The organism is Oribacterium parvum ACB1, assembly GCF_000238055.2.
GTDB lineage: Bacteria > Bacillota > Clostridia > Lachnospirales > Lachnospiraceae > Oribacterium > Oribacterium parvum.
In genome coordinates this window covers 616,512-634,670 of the sequence record NZ_KE148312.1, presented here as the reverse complement: position 1 = coordinate 634,670, position 18,159 = coordinate 616,512, and the positions used below count along the sequence as shown (strand labels likewise).

Below are 18,159 nucleotides of genomic sequence, written 5' to 3'. Positions count from 1 at the left end.
TTGACGGAAATCATCATTAGTATACATTTCGGAGTGCTGCATGCTTTTTTTTATTATTAATCCTTTGGCCGGTAGAGGTCATGGCTTAACAGTTTGGAAGAAAATAGAAGAAGACAGTCGAACTTTTCTGGAAAGCGAGGGCTTTCGGATTTTCTTTACAGAGGGTCGCGGAAATGCGAAGGCCATTGCCAGAGAGATTACGGAGGATTCGCAGGGAGAAAAAAAGATTATTGTAATCGGCGGAACCGGTACCTTGAATGAGGTGGTAGACGGAGTGAAGCTGGACGGGGACAGAGTTTCTCTTGCTTTCCTTCCGGTTTGCAAGGAAAATGACTTTGTGCGCGGTTTGGATAAGAGTTATAAGGCTCCGATGAATATCCAGAAGTTATTAGAGAATAAAGAAAGAAAAGTGGACTACGGGATTGTAGAGGGCAGCACGAGGCATCGCCGCTTCGTGGTAGGAGCCGGTATGGGATTTGATGCGGCTGTCATGAATGAACTTTTAGCTGTGCGCTCCGACATTTGCCCGAAGGAAAAAGCTGTGGGTGTTAAAGGAAAGAAAAGCGTATTCCAATTCCTCTTTAACCAATCAGGAACCTTGGCCTATATCTATGCTTTTTTGAAAGGGCTTAGAAGAGCGAAGCAATGTAAGGGGACCATCCTTTTAGATGGGGAGGAAAGGTTGGAATTTAGCCATATCCTGTTTTTGTCCATCCATAACCACCCTTATGAAGGGCGCTATGTTCTTGGTAAGGGTGCCTCCGCGGAAGACGGATACTTGGATTTATGTCTGGTAAGCACAAAGCATAAGTTGCGTCTTCTTCGTATTATGCTGGCTTCCCTTTTCGGTGTTCACCAATATCTTCCGGGAGTGCATTGTTACCGTTTCAAGAGGGCGGAGATACACATGGAAGAGCCGTTACCTCTTCATATTGACGGGGAAAATGTCGGAAGGCAGAAGGATATCAGTATTTCCTGCCGTCCGAGGAGACTCAGGATTCAGATTTAATTGTTAATGGTATCGCTCTAAAGCAAGCTGTATCCCATTTATGGTATCGCTCTAAAGCAAGCGATATTCTCTTTATAGTCATTGTTGGAAACTGGTATTTTGGCAGAGCTTTATAGTTAGCGGGCGTTGTCGGGAAAGAGATAAGGAGCAATTATGCGGGTAGGCTTAGGCTACGATGTACATAGACTGGTAGAAGGAAGAGATTTGATTCTCGGAGGGGTGAAGATTCCCTACGAAAAGGGACTCTTAGGACATTCTGATGCGGATGTCCTCTTGCATGCACTGACGGATGCCCTGCTTGGGGCAGCGGCAATGGGAGATATAGGGAGACATTTTCCGGATACGGATGAAAGGTATCGGGGGATTTCCTCCCTTATTTTGTTGGAAAAAGCCTATGCTTTAATCCGGGATCAGGGCTACTTTCTAGGAAATGCGGATATGGTTCTTCTTATGCAAAGACCAAAGGTAAAAGATTTTATTCCTGCTATGGAAGAAAAGATTGCAAAGGCGCTTTCCTGTGAGAAAGACAGGATTTCCGTGAAGGCAACTACTGAGGAAGGTTTGGGATTTACCGGAAGAGAAGAAGGAATTGCAGCGAAGGCTATTGTGCTTTTGGAGAAGAAAGTCGATTAAAAAGCAGTATTAATTTTTGACAGGTCACAAAGTTGACACAAAAATTTTATACCATTTGCCCGAAGGAAAGGGGAGGTATCATGAAACGAATAATTGGAGTGATTTTTTCCGCACTGCTCTTTGGACTGATTGCAGGCGGGATGATGGTTGGCGTGAATTATATTGCACAGGAAAGAAATATTTATTCTATCGCGGAGGAAGGGCAGCCAAAGCAGGAAGAAAAGAAGGAGAGCAGTCCTTCGGAAATCAAGGAGCCGGAGAAGAGTGCTGTCCCTTCTGATACAATCATTGCTTCTACGGGAAACGGCAAGACGGTTACGGAGGTGGCAAAGGATGCTATGCCGTCTGTCGTTGCCATTACAAATATGATGCGCTATCAGGAAAACGGATTCTCTATCTTTGGTGAAATTCAAAGAGAAACAGAGCTTCCTGCCAGCGGTTCCGGTGTAATTGTGGGACAGAATGATACGGAGCTGCTTATTGCAACAAACAATCATGTGATTCAGGACTCCAACTCCCTTACAGTAAGTTTCATCGATGATAGTACGGCAACAGCACAGGTGAAGGGAACCGATGTTACGGTTGACTTAGCCTTGGTTTCTGTAAAGCTTTCCGATATATCTCCGGAAACGAGAGAGAAGATTAAGGCGGTACAGATTGGTTCTTCCGATGAAATGGAGGTTGGAGATCAGGTTGTGGCAATTGGAAATGCCCTAGGCTATGGACAGTCCGTTACAACCGGTATCATTTCTGCAAAGAATAGAGATGTACAGACCAAGGATGGCGTTTCCAAGGGGCTTATCCAGACCGATGCGGCAATCAATCCCGGAAACTCGGGTGGTGCACTCCTCAATATGAAGGGGGAGCTGATAGGAATCAATGTGGCTAAGTATGCGGATACCGATGTAGAGGGTATGGGCTATTCCATTCCGTCCTCTGCGGCAGAGACCATCCTTTCTTCCTTATCCACACTGACCACCAGAGATAAGGTGCCCGAGGCGGAGCAAGGTGTGCTGGGCATTCAGGTAAAGGATATTGATGCGCAGACAGCAGAGAGCTTTGCCATGCCGAAGGGAATCTATATCTTTAAAGTATTGGATGACACCGGTGCGGATAACAGCCAGATTCAGGAAAGAGATATTATCACAAAACTGGATGGGCAGGGAGTCTATACTACCGCGAATCTAAAAGCACTGCTTTCCAAGTATAGAGCAGGAGAAGAGGTAAAGCTTACACTGATGCGCCAGGACGGTACCGGAAAGTACAATGAAGTAGAAGTGACGGTTACTCTAGGTAAATCTCCGGCGCCTAATGGAAACGGGGATGCAGGAAACAGTGGAGACGCTCCTTCTGAAAACAATACAGAGGAATCACAGGAAGGCGCATCGAATGGCGAAAATCCTGAGTATAGGAATAAGAACGGGAATGAGAGCAATGAAAAGAACGGAGAGGATAATCCGTTTAAGAACTTCCAGGATTTCTTTAATGAATATAAGAGGTAAAAGCACGGTGAAGCATTTTAGGGGATAGAAATGAGAGGACTTTATAAAAGAAGGCCGATAAAGCTCCCAAAGAAATCTATAAGCTAAGCGATGAAGAAGAGCTTCCGAAGGATTTTCCTTCGGGGGCTTTTCCATTTCTTGACTAAAATAGGGCGAAGATATAAACTACAAAGAACGCTAAAGCTCAAGAAAAGAGGAATTTATGAAGATTTATAATACCATGTCGAAGGAGAAGGAAGAGTTCGTTCCGATTGAAGAAGGAAAGATCAGAATGTATGTCTGCGGGCCGACCGTTTATAACCTCATTCATATCGGAAATGCGCGTCCTATGATTGTATTTGATACCTTTCGCCGTTTTATGGAGTACAAGGGCTATCAGGTAAAATATGTTTCGAACTACACTGATGTAGACGATAAAATCATCAAGGCTGCGGTAGAGGAAGGCGTAGACTGTCAGACTGTTACCGAGCGTTATATTGCCGAAGTGGAGAAGGACATGGCGGATCTCAACATCGAAGAGGCTTCTGCTCACCCGAAGGCAACGGAAGAGATTGACGGCATGGTGAATCTGATAGATGAATTGGAAAAGAAGGGCTTTGCTTATGCCGTAAACGGTACGGTTTATTATGATACAACAGCGTTTAAGCCCTACGGAAAGCTTTCTCATAAAAACATGGAGGATCTCCAGTCAGGACTTCGTGAACTCAAGGTTTCCGGCGAGGAAGAGAAGAAGAATCCGACCGACTTCGTGCTTTGGAAGCCGAAGAAGATGGGAGAGCCATATTGGAAGTCTCCCTGGAGCGAGGGAAGACCGGGCTGGCACACGGAGTGCTGCGTTATGGCGCCGAAGTACTGCGGAGGAGCCTTAGACATTCATGCGGGCGGAGAGGACCTCATTTTCCCGCATCATGAAAATGAGATTGCCCAGTATGAGGCGGCACACGGAGAGCAGTTTGCCCGCTACTGGATGCACAATGCATTTATTAATATTGACAACAAGAAGATGTCGAAGTCTCTCGGAAACTTCTTTACCGTGCGGGATGTAACATCCCAGTTTGATCCGATGGTTCTTCGCTTCTATATGCTTTCCGCGCACTACAGAAGTCCGCTGAATTTCTCTAAGGAGCTGATGCAGTCTGCGAAGGCCTCTCTCGACAGAATCTTAAGCTGTATCTGGAGACTGGAGGATTTGCTTCCCCGTCTCAAAGAGAAGGGCATGTCCAAGGAGGAAGAGGAAGTCTTAAAGAAGGTAGAAGAATATACCGCTCTTTTCTCTGAGAAGATGGAGGATGACTTAAATACGGCAGACGCCATTACGCAGATATTTGAACTGGTGCGCCTTGCAAACTCTACGGTAAAGGAAGAGTCCTCCAAAGACTTCGGCTCTATCATGAAAGAGTCGATTGCTGTCCTCGTGCACGTACTCGGTATCCGTACGGATAAGAAGGAAGAAAAGCTGGACGAAGGCTTGGAAGAGAAAGTGAATGCGCTTATTGTAAAGCGTCAGGAAGCCAAGAAGAATAAAGACTTTACCGAGGCGGATCGGATTCGTGATGAGCTCCTCAGTATGGGTATTTCCTTAAAGGATACCAGAAACGGAGTAGAATGGCAGAAGATCTAAGGGAAAGCCTTGCGATGCAAATCCCCCCTTTAAGCCTAGCTTATGTGGGGGATTCTATTTATGATTTCTTTATTCGGGACAGACTGATTCGGGACTTTTCCGGCTCTTTAAACAAGATTAACAGCAAGAAAAAGGACTTGGTTTGTGCGAAGGCGCAGTCGGACATTATGGAGTATTATCTGGAAAAAGAGCTTCTTACGGAAGAGGAGCTTTCCGTATACAGGAGGGCAAGAAACCATAAGTCACAGAGTCGTTCGAAGAATTCCGATATCGGAGACTACCGCCGTGCCACGGGCTTTGAGGCGGTGCTTGGTTATTTACATTATCAAAATGAGGGAGAAAGACTGCAAAGGCTCATGGAAGCGGGGCTTTCTTTCCTTTTGGAAAGAGAAGAGGGAAAATGAGAGAAGAGGGATACACCTTAGTAGGAAGAAATCCGGTCATGGAAGCCTTTCGTGCAAAAAAAACCATTGATCGTTTGTTTGTACAGGACGGCCTAAAGGACGGGCCGATTTTAAGCATCCTCAGAGAAGCAAAAAAGCAGGATACGGTAGTTGATTTTGTAAAGAAATCAAGACTCGATGAAATCAGCGGGGGAGAGGTACACCAGGGAGTGATTGCCTATCTTGCGGCATTTTCCTATGCGGAGCTTCCGGAGCTCCTTTCGATTGCAAAGGAAAAGGGAGAGGCGCCCTTCTTCTTTTTGCTCGATGGAATCGAAGACCCGCATAACCTTGGAGCCATGATTCGTACGGCAAATTTATGCGGCGCGCATGGAGTCATTATCCCTAAAAGACGCGCGGTAGGACTTACCGCGACTGTCGCAAGAAGCAGTGCCGGAGCCTTGAATTACACGAAGGTATGTAAGGTGACGAATCTCGTGCAGACTATGGACGAGCTGAAGAAAGAGGGGATGTGGTTCGTCTGTGCCGACATGGCGGGCGAGAGCATGTATAAGTTGAATCTCAAAGGTCCAATCGGACTTGTGATGGGAAGCGAGGGGGACGGGGTTTCCCGCCTTGTGAAAGAAAACTGCGATATGCAGGCCTCTATCCCGATGAAAGGCGATATCGACTCCTTAAACGTATCCGTGGCCTGCGGTGTACTTGCGTATGAGATTGTAAGACAGAGAATGATGGGGTGAAAAGTTAAGGCTTAGGAAAGCGAGATGGGAGTGCACTAAGCTATTAAGCAAGTTAAGATAGAGAGTAAGTAAGATAGAAAGCAAGTAAGATAGAAAGCAAGTAAGATAGAAAGCAAGTAAGATAGAAAGCAAGTAAGATAGAAAGTAAGTAAGATATAGAGTAAGTTAAGGTCTAGGGAAAGGAGAACGCTTTGAAGTCGGAAGGAAATTACCGAGTTGTGGAAAAACTGTGGTTTTTTGCACTCCTCATGTTTGCCGGCGGCTTCTACGGAGGTTATACCTTTAGCCTTCGAGGAAAGGTTTTTGCGAATGCGCAGACGGCGAATCTTGTCATGATGATGCTCTCCTTTGGAAATGGAGAGTGGAAGAAGGGCTTCTATGCTTTTGTTCCCTTAACGGCCTATATTTTAGGTGTATGTATGGCGGAGTTCATTTCCGGGAAAATGAACCAAAAGAACAAGGGCCTTTTTGAGGAGAAGCTTCTTCTCTTTGAAGCCTTTGTTTCTTTTGTGATTGGACTGATGCCCTCTTCCGTACCGGATCATGTTCCGCAGGTCGCACTCAGTTTTATCTGTGCAATGCAGTTCACAGCTTTTAGACAGGCGGAAGGAGTCAATATGGCGACGACCTTCTGTACGGCACACGTCCGGCAGCTCGGGGTAAATCTTGTAAAGGCGGTTAGGGATAAAAATGAAAATGCGGCTGTTTTATTCAGAGGACATGCCATCATGCTCCTCTCCTTCTGCGGTGGTGCTTTTATGGCGGTCTTTTTAAGCCATATTTTTAGCTTTTATTGTATTTGGCTGGTGTCTACACTGCATTTATTTTTGTTCTATCATACGAGAAAAGAGAATAGGGAGTGGAATGGATAGTATTATAGGAAAGATACTCCGGAAGTAAATAAAGGGTGAAGCTAAACAAAAGAAAGAATAAAGAAGAAAGAATAAAGAAGAAAGAATAAAGAAGAAAGAATAAAGAAGAAAGAATAAAGAAGAAAGAATAAAGAAGAATGAATAAAGAAGAATGAATAAAGAAGAGTGAATAGAGAAGGGAGAGAAAAGAATGAATCAATGGGAAATTGACGGAAAAACAAGACTCTACGGTCTGCTCGGTAATCCTGTTTCACATAGCCTTTCTCCCTTTATTCATAATGAGGGATTTCGGCGACTCTCCCTGAATGCTCGTTATCTTGCCTTTTCTGTGAAAGAGGAGGATCTGGAAAACACTTTATTCGCTCTTCGGAAAATGGGCGTGGGAGGGCTTAACTTAACGATGCCTCTGAAAGAGGCGGTACTTTCGCTTTGTGACAGCCTGTCTAAAGAGGCGAGGCTCTCTTCCTCTGTCAATACTCTTGTTTTTTCGGAAAATGGCAAAATGACAGGTTGCAGTACGGACGGAATCGGTTTCTTCCGTGCTTTGGAAGCGGAGAATGGCGTCGTGAATGGAAAGAAGCTCTGTCTTATGGGACTTGGCGGTGCAGGAAAAGCAATCCTCTCCCGAGCAGTCTATACCGAAATTTCGGAAATTCGGCTTTTGCAAAGAGCTTCGTCCATCGAAAAAAACAGAGCATTTATTGAAAAAGTAGAAAGAGAAACAGGAAAACAAATTCTGCTCGGATCCTATGAAGAAAATCTCGCGGAATTTCCGGAGGAAAGCGATATCCTTGTCAATTCTACAAATGTGGGAATGGGGGCGGAGGCTTCTCTTATTCCCGAAGTGAAGCTCCTTCATAAAGGACTTTTTGTGGCAGACTGTATTTATCATCCCTTTGAAACGAAGTTGCTTTCCCAAGCAAGGGAAGCAGGACTTCGCTACATGAACGGCCTCCCTATGCTCTTTTATCAGGCTGCGGAAGCTTTTAGGCTCTGGACGGGAAAGGATTATCCGGAAGAGGAAGTATTGGAAAAATTAAAAAGGAGGGTGAAAGGTTAACGAAGTGAGTGGTATTTCGTTGATTGATCTTAGCTTTGAAAAAGAATTTTAAACAAAATCTGTCATAAAAAAACCGACACTCACAATAGACTTAATGATGCTACGATATATGCTAAAAAAGAAAAGGAAAATCGGAGCAGCTTCATTTTCGGAATTTCTTGAATTTATGTCTAAAAAAAATAAGTAGTAGTAAAAAATGGATACTTATTTGTGAATCAGCATTTCCTTTATTTAAGCAGCGACGAAGTATCGTTTATTAGCCAAAGTCTAAATTTCATTTATTCAAAAAATTCTCAAAGGGAGTAAAAGTCTAACTAAAATATTTACTAAACTTATCGACTCGTTACTGGTAAAATGACAACCTACTTTATAGTAAAGGAAAGCCGGCGCCTAAAGGCGCCGGCATGGTATCTCACTTTAGTATCTCAACATGGAAGCATAACTATAAATAGTTTAGCATAGTTTTTTCCCAGCACTGTTGGATAAAGGAGAAGGTATCCTTCGCATCCTTCATCATATAATTTTGGAATGAGCTATCCGTACTTCCATTTGTGGAAAAAGAAAGATAGCTCTCTTTTAACGACTGAAGAAAGTTAAAAGAATTTGAAGCTTTTCCAATGTTTTGGAATATTTTTATGATTTCTTGTCTATATGATTCATAATTTTCTGCTTTTTTGCCGGAAAATAACTCTTTTCTTGAATCTTCCAGTTTTGCTTTTTCTGATTTTATTGGAGTTCCAAAAGTATCTCCGCTTCTTCGGCATAGCATTCCAACACCTCTTGCCATTGAGTCAATAGGGTTTCGATACCCGGTATCCATAAGTTCTTCATTATGGCTTTTATACTGCTCAATGAGTTTATAGAATCCTTCTTTTATATTTTGGGGAAGCATTTTATCTGCTATTCGATACAATGCCTGCGAAGATGACTCAATAGCTAAAATTCCTTCTGCTTTATTTTTCCACATAGAATAAGCATCGGGCGTTCCATTTTCAGTATATAAATAAAGATTTCCGGCCTTGCTTACTCCGTTTGTGACATCACGAAGAAGATTTTCGAAATCCTTCACTTCATTGTCACTCATACTGTCATAAAAACCATTTTTATCCAAATAGGAGGTGAAGGTTAACCACTGTGTTCCGTTATGCTCCCAAAAGGGATTATTTTTTACTTTATCTGCAACAAAATCATCCCAATCATCATCCTGTGTACGGCAAGAAAAGTTCTCTTCGGAAAACTGATATAAGGTTCCGTCCTTAAGTGTTATTCTTCCTTCATCCAGCATTTCTTGAAAACTATGATTTTCGTCTTCAGATCTGCTTGCGAGCCATTTTTTTCCTTCTTCAGATAAAAGAAATTGGTCTATCTGCTTTTTGGATTCATCGGCTAGCTTTTTTACATCAAATTTTGATGCGTTTTTTTCTAACTTCTTATTTTGTGAAGACATCCGCTTTTGATAAATTCCTTGGAAGCGTGTATTTCCACAACAGTATTTGATTTCAATTATTTTCATGATAAAATACTCCTCTTAACTACTAACACTAAAGGCCAATACTATTTTATTCCAATTCATATCAATCCGTATTTTCCTAATTAACATATGTATCGTCAAATTTTATAAAAATATTATTTTTTCAAAAAGGAAGAATGGTAAAATTTCCATACAAAAATACCGACCTATTGGCCGGTACGGAATATTTTTGTGTTTTTTTAATCTTATCGCCCCGCACATTCTCCGGAAAGCTTTTTCTTGCAGACTGCGCAGGGGCTTGTTTCTGGAATAAGATGTGCGTAGGGGGCTTCAGCCAAGGGATAATCGGGAGAGTAGAACTCGGTCTTTGCCATGCAGAGCATCTCTCCGCTTTCGGAAAAGACTGCATAGGAAAGTATCGTAGAAAGCTCCTCCACTTCTTCGCTAAAGACCCGAAGAGAGTAGGACTTCCCATTTAGTTTCAAATTATAAGTATATGGAAATCCGCTTCCATTATCTTGCTTTTCCATTGTGCAGAATCTTGCTTCCAGCCCGGCTTTTTCCATACAGGCTTTTTTTACTAAGTCTAAAGAAACGGAAAGCATCGCATTTACCCTGAAATCTTCAGGATTTCCAAAAGCAAAATCCAAGTCAGTCCATAGTAGCTGACTACACCGACTAAATCATTAATGGTGGTAATCAAGGGGCCGGAAGCCGCTGCCGGGTCTACTCCGACCTTCTTAAAGAAGATAGGCGTAACGGTGCCGACTAGGGAGGAAATCACCATGGAGAGCATTAGGGAAAATCCGATACAGGAAGAAATAGCAATGGCAATATGCAGTGGCTGGTGCTTAAAGAAATATAGGTATGCACCGATACCGACTAAGGAAAACAAGCCGATTACAAGACCGTTTAATCCGCCTACTCCCATTTCCTTTCCGACTAAAGTCATCTTCTGCTTTGCGGTGAGACGCTCGTCCATCAGAACACGGATGGTGACCGCAAGAGACTGGGTACCGACATTTCCGGACATATCAAGAATCAGCGACTGGAAAGCCATGATAATGGTAAGCTGTGCTACCACGGTTTCAAAAAGACCCACTACGGTGGAAACAACAAGACCGAGGAAAAGCAGAATCACAAGCCAAGGAAGGCGTTTTTTCACACTTTCCAGAAGCGGTTCATTCAAATCCTCTTCCGCGGTAAGACCTCCCAAACGAGCATAGTCTTCACCCATCTCATCATCGTAAACTTCCAATACATCTTGGGCGGTGATTACACCTAAGATGATATTGTTTTCTCCTAAAACGGGAATGGAGTTCTCGGCATAGCCTTTGATACGCTCCAAACAGTCCTCAATCTTTTCATCCGCATAGACAAACGGATAACCGGTTTCCGTAATATCGTCGAGCTTGGTATCTCTTCTTGCGATAATCAATTCTTTTAAATCTACTGCACCATAGTAGGAGCCGTCTTCGTGTACGACATAGACCTTGGAAATATTGTCATGCTCGGCAGCCTGTTCAATCAGAGAGCGCATGGCGTCCCGGATATTTAAATCCTTTGTCAAGAAGACAAAGTTTGTCGTCATACGAGAACCGATGAAGGCTTCATCATAGGCGGCCAGAATCTGCAGTTCGTTTCGATCCTTCAGGCTCATCTTGGAAAGCCAGATGGTCTTTTTCTCGGGATCGGCTTCTTTCAGTAAGTCTACGGCATCATCCGGCTCCATCTCGGAAAGGACGATTCCGGCCCTGCTTGGACTTATCTCTTCCAGATATTCGTAGCCGTGCTCGGCATACTCCATAACCTCACTGAGGCGCTCATTATCTAAAAGACTGTACAAAAACTTACGCTCTTCCTCTTCTAAAAGGGGAAGGGCGGACGCAATGTCATTCGCATGGTATTCTTCCAGACTCTCCCGGATTTGCTCTTCCGTTTCGCCACTGCGAATGAGATCTATAATTTCTTGAACGTAGTCTTGCTGAATTCTTTCATTTTCGTTCATTTTTCTCTCCTTTCCAAAACTTCATGGACACAGGGAAAAAGAACTTATGAGTTTAGATTATAGGGAAGGAGGAATCATTCTTCGGATCTTCCGCTACAAAAGTAAAATCATAGGCTCCCGGATCCGTGCCATCACTGCTTTTCATCAATCTTTCCTCCTTTTTTAGAATTTATGACGAGAAGAAAGGGCTTTCCATTTTCTCATCTAAGGGCTTTCGACATAGAAGCCAAATCAGTCTAAATGTTTTACTTAATTTGTCTATATTTTATTACTGCATTTAACTGAAAACCCGACTAAGTGTATCACTAAAGTAAAGGGAATAGCAATGCTTTTATGAAGTTTTTTGAAGAGGAAAGAAAGAATTTATTTAAACGCTTCTTTAGACTCGATGAGTCTCATTCCGGAGGAAAGGGTTACGGGCTCGGCCTTTCCATTGCCAAGGAAATTGTCACGATGCATAAAGGGGAAATAAAGGTCGAGAGTGAGAAGAAGTACATCCATTTCATTGTGCTTTTATCATGGATTCGTTAAAAATTTTAAACTTCAATCTTTGAACTATCTTGGAATTTCTTTGACAGTCTTTGATTTTTTTTACTTTGAGACAGAAACAGAATAATTAGCTTGATTATATTAAAATTTATAGTAATATTTCTTAAGAAAAACTTGAATTGTATTCAATTTTTATTTTTTAAAACAAATAGGCATCTTTATGACGGTGCAGAAAAGGAAAGCAGAGGAGTGCGATGAACAAGAGAGAAAGAGAAGGAGAACATTCTTCCCGACGAAGAGTGTCGCAGAGGCATCAAAGAAATAAGAAATTTTTAAATAAAGGAATAGCGTATTTCCTTATTTTTTTAATGCTTCTTGGCAATCTGCAGGCTTTGACTTATGCAGAAGGAAATGCGAAAGAAATCGTTGAGCAGATAGGGATGAAAGCGGAAGAAAAGTTTAGTTCTTCCGTAGAAAAAGAAGATTCCGCAAAGGAAGGAAAAACGGAAGAAAATATAGAGGAAGCGGAGAAAGAAGAGTCTTCAGAGGAAGAAAAGAGTAAGACTTCCGACGACAGCGGGGAATCCGAGGAGAAGAAGGAATCGGAAGAAGCGAAAGAATCGGAAGAAGTGAAGGAATCGGAAGAAGCGAAGGAAGCCGAAGAGAGCAAAGAAGAGGAAAAGTCGGAATATATGGAAGCCGGCTCTCTTGAAGCACTTTCCGGAGGAAATCTCTTGTACACTGCGTCCTTCAAAGACGGCACCTTCTTTGAGGGAACTTTCATGAAACTTGTTCCCATTGAAGAGGAAGCTGTGCTGGAAGAAGCAAAGGCCCATCTTGAGAAGGAATACCGGAGTAAGGATTCGGAAGAACAGCCGGAGCTGACCGTTTTGGAAGCAGTGGATATTTCTTTTTATCGTCTGATTGACGGCGAAGAAAGAGAAGTACAGCCTAAAAAAGGGAAGAAAGTAGAGATTCGTCTGCAAAAGACGCAGGAGATGAAAGAAGCTCTGGAAGAGAAGAAGGATTTACAGCTTGTGCATCTTGATGAAGGGCAGAAGGCGGAGACTCTTACTTTGAAGGATGAGGGAGAAGACTTAAGCTTTTCCGCAAAGAGCTTTAGCCCGTATGTGATAGTGGCTGCACGGGCTGCAACGACGACTCCTGAAGGCCATGAGCTTAGAGCCTTCTGGAGAGAGGAACCGACAGCGGTAAACGGACACAGCTATACGGATGAGATTGAAGAGGATAGCACGATTACCGATGCTGAGGAAAAGAAGGAAAAGCGCATGAGACAGCAGAAGAATCTCGTGATTATTCCTCCTGAACAGGGTTCCAATGCTTTAAACACAAGCACCTTGGGAATTGAACTTACCTTAAAAGGTGGAGTGGATACGGTGTATGCTCCGGGAGAGGTGACGATTGATGTACCTGCCCGTATTTTTAAGGGCTGGGATGATCCGGATAAGGTAAATGTATCTACCGCCATGGATAATTCAGGCGCTTATCCTGTGAAGCCGCCCTATGTGCATGGTCTTCCGAAAAAGGGAGAAAGCAATGCGCAGAGTAGCTTTAGTTATGAAACCATTGAAAAGAACGGCGAAGCCTTCCTTCGTTTAACGAATTACAAGGAGCTAAGCGGCGGTGTTACCTTTAAGGCGGATATCGCTTATAACCTTACCCCAAGTATGCTTAAGGTTAAGCATAAGTCGGAAGGCGGCGAAGAAAAGGGCGTTTATGACTATAAGTTCCCTGTAAGTATGGAAGTAAAGAACAAAAAGGACAGCAGTTTAAATTCAACTGCAAAGCAGGACATGTCCGTACATGTAGAGACCAAGGTCAATCCTACTAAGGTGACTCTGAAGCCCGGAAAAGCGGATGTCAACGGCGGTGTATATTTCAACTGGGATTCAAGCTGGGGAAAGGCACCGGAGAATGCGAATAATTATTTCTATACTGTTTGGTATGTAGAGGTAGAGAGAGCAACAGGAAGCTCACAGCCTTTTGAATATAAGTTTGAGCGTGTTCGAAATGCAGAGGACGGAGGAGAGCTTGTTGGTGCGAAAAAGCTTCCGATGGATACCAGATGGAATGGCTATTATCATCCGGATAGCATCGCGGCCTTTCCAAGAGGCGGTTACAGTAAGATTACCGAATATATGACAGAGGAGCCGCCTGCGGATAAAAAGTATATGGAAAATCCTATAGGAAGAACCTATGTGGGAATCTCCAAGGATCCGAGCGTGCCGAAATTACCGACACAGGAGCCTTATATAGGCTGGGACAACTACCATCCCAACGGGCGTTTGAATTCTCAGGTCTATGCTTTAGTGTATAAGTATCCGTATAAAAAGTTAGAGGATGCAAAGGCGGCAGGAAGAGATATCTATAAAGACGGCTTGGAAATAAGCAATAAGATCAAGTTTACTGAAATCTGGGCAGACAAGTTTAAGCGTGATATTGATGTCACAGTGGAAAACAGATTTGTTTTCCCTCGTCCGAGAGGAGACGGAGGCTTCTCTTATAATAAGTACAATACCGGCATCAGACAGAACTATGTCAATATTTTCGGCTTGCAGTCGATTTATAAGGACGGGAAGGACGCACCTCTTAGGGCCGGTACCTATAAGGAGAGTTTTACCCTGACTACGGACTACAAGGCAGACAGTGCAAATGTGAAGGTCAATGAGGACGGAAGCTATGTTACTTCTCCGGATCCGAACAAGAATGGCTCCGGTGTTACCCTTAGAGACGGAAAGTACTATCTCCTTTCTGTTAGGCATAAAGGAGAGGGAAGTATAAACGGAAAACCCGTTAGCACGGACCTTACACAGGATGATCTGGAAGGCCTGGACAGTACAACAGGGACAAATAGAGACGCATATAGAGAAAAGTATCCACTAAAGGATGAGGACTATTACTATAGCTCTATCTTCTTAAAGGAAATGAGGGTTCGCGATGTAGAAAAGTCCAATAATGCTCTAGTACCTTTTAGCCCGAAAGCGGATCTTAGAAAGAGAAATGAAGACTATCCTCCCGTTGCCGTATATTTACGGAAAAAGAACGAGAGTACTTACTTTAAGTATGGACAATTCTCCTATAACGCAGGGGGACAGGTTATCTTTACTCCGGAAAGCGGTTTTACCAAGAAGTATACAAAGAGCGATACGGAAAATATCTATCGAGACAACCAGCTGGATCTCCATGCTGTCTTTGGAGATAGCATTGTGGGCTTAGAGCTGAAGCAGGATTCTCCTTATTACAGTACCGGTTTCGATGCATCTTATACCATGCAAATTACCCCGACTGCGGATATGCAGGATAAGATTAAGAAGACCATGGAGAAAGAGGATGATTACAAGATCAGCTTTATCGGTGGTGCGGCAACTGCAGAAGGCAGACAGCTTGATGTAAAGAAGACCGAAGATAGAATCGGACAGTACTGGGCACAGGTTGGATATACTTTAACTCCCTTAGAGATTACGCCCTATCTCAATAAGAATGTTGAAAAAGCCTATGAAGATGATCCTCAAAACAGTGTGCAGACCCTAAATGTTCGTTTGGAAGGCTTTAATTACGGAGACCTCCCTGAGACATTGCAGGAGGCTAAATATACCGATCCGTATCAGGTAAATAAGGGAATTATTTATGACCTCCTTCCGGCAGGAACCTATGTAGACGAAGAATCAATTAAACTTGGAACTTGGACTTGGGGGTATTCTGTAGATAGTAACTTGAGTTTTGCGAAGGGTACGGATTACACAGTAGAATTTAATAGGGACTGGGAAGGCTCCGGACGTACCATGATGATTGTCCGCTTTACCACCCCGGAAAACACCGAAAGTAAGCAATACCGCCGTTGGCACAAAGATAGCAACCGTAGCGGTTGGAAGATGACCTATACTCTCTACAATCCGTACACGAATATTGCGGATAGAGGTAGAACTGCAGTCAATACTGTGGGTTATATCAACCAAGATGATACGACTATTTGGGACGGAAACTATGTTTCCGATGAGGAAGGAAAATATCCGAAGCTTACAGACATTTCCTACTATAAGAAGATCCGTGAAGAGGCAGCCGACAAAAATTCGAAGTTCACAACCTCTGTTGTGGCATCAAATATGAATTTCGGACCGGTTACCGTCGTGGAAGCCAACTTCAACAATACGGTCAGCACGGAAATCAATCCTGATTTTATTGCGGAAAATGTGAGCTATATGGGGGATCCCTATAAACATCGTCTTCTTTATCAGGCGGAAGCCAGAACCAGAACAACGGAAATGGTGCTTTATGATATCTTAGGAAAAGATGCGGAGAGAAATGGAGACTTTGACGGTGTGGATATCAGCAGTATGCTGACTAAACCATCCTATCCTAACAGCTCGGATACCTTAAAGCCGAGGGTGCTCGTTGCGGAAAAAGTTCCGACTGAGGCGGAAAGAGATCTGAACAATCCGATTTGGAAGGAATGGAATTACGAAGACGAGAGTCAGAATGGCACAATAGACAAAAAGAAGGTTCAGGCCGTTGCCTTTGATTTAAGAAAAACAAAGTCGGGTCAGGACTTCACACTGAATAAGCAGGGAATCCTGATTGCCTATGTCAAGATGACAGCGACTACCGATCGGAACAAGGAAAATGTGCAGAGCGGTAATATGGCTTATTTCAGAGCTGTACAGTATAACACCAATACGCGTCCGGCCGGTGCGGAAGCGGAAACTCTTCAGGCGGGCAGCTTACACCGCTTGGTTAAGCCCTTGGTATTCAGCTTACCCGTAAAGAAGGTTCTGAAAGTGCCTGCGGGACTTGCTGCTCCGGATATTCAGAATAAGTTTACCTTCACTTTAAGAGGAGTGGACGGTGCGCCGCTTCTTAATGAGGAAGGAAAGGCAAGTGTTACGGAATTAAAGAACCCGGATTCCGACGGCGGACTCATGGAGTTTGGAAAGATTCGTATCTTAAAGCCGGGCAAATATACCTACAAGATTGCGGAAACTGCAGGAAATGTAGCAGGCGTAAGTCTTGTAAACATGGGAGAGCAGGAGATTAGTCTTACTGTAGAAAATAAGAATAATCAGGCGCTGGAATCGGATTTAGAGTACAGCGTAAACAACCCCTTTATTTTCGAAAACATCTACAATGTAGAAGCGATTGATGCGGAGATTAAGGTTAAGAAGAAGCTTTCCGGAAAAACCGGTCTGATGAAACCGGATATCCGAAACAAGTTCGAATTTACCTTAAAGAAAGAGGATGCGGGGGCACCTATGCCTTTAGAGGCAGGAGCTGAGAACAGCCTGACAAAGACGAACCCGGATTCCGACGGCGGAGAAATCAGTTTTGGAAAAGTTCATTTGACAGCGCCCGGAACATACCGCTACAGCGTGACCGAGAGTGGTTCCGTATCGGGTGTCAAGAATGATGAGAAGCCGAAGAGAGAAATCGTTATTACGGTAACGGATGACGGAAACGGAGCACTTTACGCTACTGTCGGAGGAGATGATTTTGTATTTAATAATGTCTTTGAAGCAGAATCTGTTCCGGGACAGATAGAACTCGGAAAGAAGATTATCGGACAAAAGCCGGGAAGAGAGGAAACCTTCCACTTCGTTTTAAGAAAAGAATCCATGGAAGTTAGTGCAGAGTCTTTGCGTTGGACAGATAAGCGGGAAGAACCAAGCATCGATACCATAGAAAGACTTGCAAGTGACAGCAATATCGAATCTATTAGTGAGGAGTTGGAAGTCGCTTCTGCATCGGAGCTTTCGAAGGAACTCTTCCAGCCGATGCCCGGAGAATCTGAGGAAGAGACAGTTTCTATTCAGGGAGAAGGACATGCGGTATTTGAACCGATTCATTTCCGGGTTCCGGGTGTCTATACCTATATCCTTACAGAAGTGGATGATGCGGTATATGGTTATACCTATGACAAGTCGGTTTATAAGGTAGTCTTTACGGTTAGTCAGGATAGCCGTAATTACGGAAACTTGCTTGTTACACAGAAGATTTTCAAGGATGGAGAAGGAGTATCGGAGATTCTCTTTGAAAATGAATTCAGAAGAAATTCCGGCGGCGGAGGCGGAGGCGGTTCCACCCCGAGAGTTCCCTCCACACCGAACAATCCGGGAACGGTTGACGGTGCGGAAAAGAAAACGGGAGATACGCTTGGTGAAAACCGCTCCATTCCTGAAGAGACGGTAAATCATCCGGGAGAGGTGCTTAGTGAGGCACGGAGGTCCAGAATGGTAAGAACGGATGACAGCTCTAAGATGCTCTATTATGCAGCTGCATTTATCTTAAGTATTCTCGGACTTGCCTTCTACGGCATTTACGGAAGAAAGAAGAAGTAA

The 18,159-nt window shown here is 43.6% G+C and carries 13 protein-coding genes; 10 read left to right on the top strand and 3 right to left on the bottom strand.

Going from position 1 to position 18,159, the window contains the following annotated elements:
* Positions 1-40 precede the first annotated feature (40 nt).
* From HMPREF9625_RS02980 to aroE, 8 genes are all read left to right on the top strand, one after another.
* Positions 41-1,009 (top strand): diacylglycerol/lipid kinase family protein, encoded by a 969-nt coding sequence (locus HMPREF9625_RS02980; protein WP_009535522.1) that lies wholly within the window; start codon positions 41-43, stop codon positions 1,007-1,009.
* Positions 1,010-1,162: 153 nt separating this feature from the next.
* On the top strand, positions 1,163-1,642 hold the full coding sequence (gene ispF, locus HMPREF9625_RS02975; protein WP_009535521.1) for a 2-C-methyl-D-erythritol 2,4-cyclodiphosphate synthase: 480 nt from the start codon (positions 1,163-1,165) through the stop codon (positions 1,640-1,642).
* 80 nt (positions 1,643-1,722) lie between these two features.
* Entirely contained in the window at positions 1,723-3,144 is a 1,422-nt protein-coding gene (locus HMPREF9625_RS02970) for a S1C family serine protease (RefSeq protein WP_009535520.1), read from the top strand.
* 202 nt (positions 3,145-3,346) lie between these two features.
* On the top strand, positions 3,347-4,765 hold the full coding sequence (gene cysS / locus HMPREF9625_RS02965; RefSeq protein ID WP_009535519.1) for a cysteine--tRNA ligase: 1,419 nt from the start codon (positions 3,347-3,349) through the stop codon (positions 4,763-4,765).
* Positions 4,750-5,169, top strand: coding sequence for a ribonuclease III domain-containing protein (locus HMPREF9625_RS02960; RefSeq protein ID WP_009535518.1), 420 nt, complete (start codon positions 4,750-4,752; stop codon positions 5,167-5,169). Before cysS ends, HMPREF9625_RS02960 begins: the two co-directional genes overlap by 16 nt.
* Positions 5,166-5,909: a 23S rRNA (guanosine(2251)-2'-O)-methyltransferase RlmB gene (gene rlmB, locus HMPREF9625_RS02955; protein ID WP_009535517.1), complete on the top strand. Its 744-nt coding sequence runs from the start codon at positions 5,166-5,168 to the stop codon at positions 5,907-5,909. Before HMPREF9625_RS02960 ends, rlmB begins: the two co-directional genes overlap by 4 nt.
* Before the next feature lie 191 nt (positions 5,910-6,100).
* Positions 6,101-6,781 (top strand): YoaK family protein, encoded by a 681-nt coding sequence (locus HMPREF9625_RS02950; protein WP_009535516.1) that lies wholly within the window; start codon positions 6,101-6,103, stop codon positions 6,779-6,781.
* A 190-nt stretch (positions 6,782-6,971) separates the two neighbouring features.
* On the top strand, positions 6,972-7,841 hold the full coding sequence (aroE, locus tag HMPREF9625_RS02945; RefSeq protein WP_009535515.1) for a shikimate dehydrogenase: 870 nt from the start codon (positions 6,972-6,974) through the stop codon (positions 7,839-7,841).
* 442 nt (positions 7,842-8,283) lie between these two features.
* Here aroE and HMPREF9625_RS02940 read toward each other — a convergent pair whose 3' ends face one another.
* The 3 genes from HMPREF9625_RS02940 to mgtE form a co-directional block, all read right to left on the bottom strand.
* Positions 8,284-9,354 (bottom strand): hypothetical protein, encoded by a 1,071-nt coding sequence (locus tag HMPREF9625_RS02940; protein WP_009535514.1) that lies wholly within the window; start codon positions 9,352-9,354, stop codon positions 8,284-8,286.
* A 203-nt stretch (positions 9,355-9,557) separates the two neighbouring features.
* Complete coding sequence (locus HMPREF9625_RS02935) at positions 9,558-9,962, bottom strand: hypothetical protein (RefSeq protein WP_242822687.1); 405 nt, start codon at positions 9,960-9,962, stop codon at positions 9,558-9,560.
* Complete coding sequence (mgtE, locus tag HMPREF9625_RS02930) at positions 9,923-11,320, bottom strand: magnesium transporter (RefSeq protein WP_009535512.1); 1,398 nt, start codon at positions 11,318-11,320, stop codon at positions 9,923-9,925. The genes HMPREF9625_RS02935 and mgtE overlap by 40 nt, the downstream gene beginning before the upstream one ends.
* Positions 11,321-11,653: 333 nt before the next feature.
* On the opposite strand from mgtE, the gene HMPREF9625_RS02925 reads away from it, so the two are divergent.
* Both HMPREF9625_RS02925 and HMPREF9625_RS02920 read left to right on the top strand, forming a co-directional pair.
* Complete coding sequence (locus HMPREF9625_RS02925; RefSeq protein WP_009538057.1) at positions 11,654-11,851, top strand: sensor histidine kinase; 198 nt, start codon at positions 11,654-11,656, stop codon at positions 11,849-11,851.
* Positions 11,852-12,063: 212 nt separating this feature from the next.
* Positions 12,064-18,159: a Spy0128 family protein gene (locus HMPREF9625_RS02920; RefSeq protein ID WP_009535510.1), complete on the top strand. Its 6,096-nt coding sequence runs from the start codon at positions 12,064-12,066 to the stop codon at positions 18,157-18,159.

Excerpts from the sequence above, each read along its gene's own strand:
- HMPREF9625_RS02980 (WP_009535522.1), top strand. The coding sequence starts at position 41 with ATGCTTTTTTTTATTATTAATCCTTTGGCCGGTAGAGGTCATGGCTTA.
- ispF (WP_009535521.1), top strand. The coding sequence starts at position 1,163 with ATGCGGGTAGGCTTAGGCTACGATGTACATAGACTGGTAGAAGGAAGA.
- HMPREF9625_RS02970 (WP_009535520.1), top strand. The coding sequence starts at position 1,723 with ATGAAACGAATAATTGGAGTGATTTTTTCCGCACTGCTCTTTGGACTG.
- cysS (WP_009535519.1), top strand. The coding sequence starts at position 3,347 with ATGAAGATTTATAATACCATGTCGAAGGAGAAGGAAGAGTTCGTTCCG.
- HMPREF9625_RS02960 (WP_009535518.1), top strand. The coding sequence starts at position 4,750 with ATGGCAGAAGATCTAAGGGAAAGCCTTGCGATGCAAATCCCCCCTTTA.
- rlmB (WP_009535517.1), top strand. The coding sequence starts at position 5,166 with ATGAGAGAAGAGGGATACACCTTAGTAGGAAGAAATCCGGTCATGGAA.
- aroE (WP_009535515.1), top strand. The coding sequence starts at position 6,972 with ATGAATCAATGGGAAATTGACGGAAAAACAAGACTCTACGGTCTGCTC.
- HMPREF9625_RS02940 (WP_009535514.1), bottom strand. The coding sequence starts at position 9,354 with ATGAAAATAATTGAAATCAAATACTGTTGTGGAAATACACGCTTCCAA.
- mgtE (WP_009535512.1), bottom strand. The coding sequence starts at position 11,320 with ATGAACGAAAATGAAAGAATTCAGCAAGACTACGTTCAAGAAATTATA.
- HMPREF9625_RS02925 (WP_009538057.1), top strand. The coding sequence starts at position 11,654 with ATGAAGTTTTTTGAAGAGGAAAGAAAGAATTTATTTAAACGCTTCTTT.
- HMPREF9625_RS02920 (WP_009535510.1), top strand. The coding sequence starts at position 12,064 with ATGAACAAGAGAGAAAGAGAAGGAGAACATTCTTCCCGACGAAGAGTG.